Origin of the sequence: Photorhabdus sp. RM71S, assembly GCF_042879355.1 — a bacterium.
Taxonomy (GTDB): domain Bacteria; phylum Pseudomonadota; class Gammaproteobacteria; order Enterobacterales; family Enterobacteriaceae; genus Photorhabdus; species Photorhabdus kayaii.
Map to the genome: position 1 here is coordinate 1 of NZ_JBHFKV010000186.1, position 532 is coordinate 532.

Genomic DNA, 532 nt, shown 5'->3' on the forward strand with positions numbered 1-532 from the left:
GGCGTTAGTCATTGACGCGCTCAAACACAAGACCGATGCAGAAGCGCGGGTTTACTCCCCGCGTGACTGGTCAACAACGGAAGATATGTATCCTGTCATTCTTGTGCAGACACCAATTGACGTTAAACAGTCACTGGGACGTAACGCGCCCCAGTTCAACACCGTCACAACTGTGCGCATTACTGGAAGATTGCAGGAACTTGACAGCGAGGCTGAAGATGATGGCGCAGCTAAAGCCGAAGAATCACTTGAACGGTTACGTGAGCAGATAGAGCGGGCTGTTATCAACAGTTATGAACTCACTCGTCAGACTCAGCAGTTTTCCCAGGTTCGCTCAACAATCGATATTGATGCCAGCGGGGAAGGACATACAGCGCAATTATTGATGGAGCTGGATATTGAATATTACCAAGGTCCGGAAGATTTCTATGAAATCGAAGCGGCCGAACTGGACGAAATCGACGTCACAATCGCTATGCCTGACGGCACGCCAGAACCTCATTTCAGAATTCAGGAGTAATCCATGTTTGTA

The 532-nt window shown here is 48.9% G+C and carries 1 protein-coding gene; it reads left to right on the plus strand.

Annotated elements, in window-relative coordinates:
- The coding region (locus tag ACGF5R_RS24425) for an ATP-binding protein (protein ID WP_387693223.1) at positions 1–520 on the plus strand (520 nt) is incomplete at its 5' end.
- Positions 521–532: the final 12 nt, after the last annotated feature.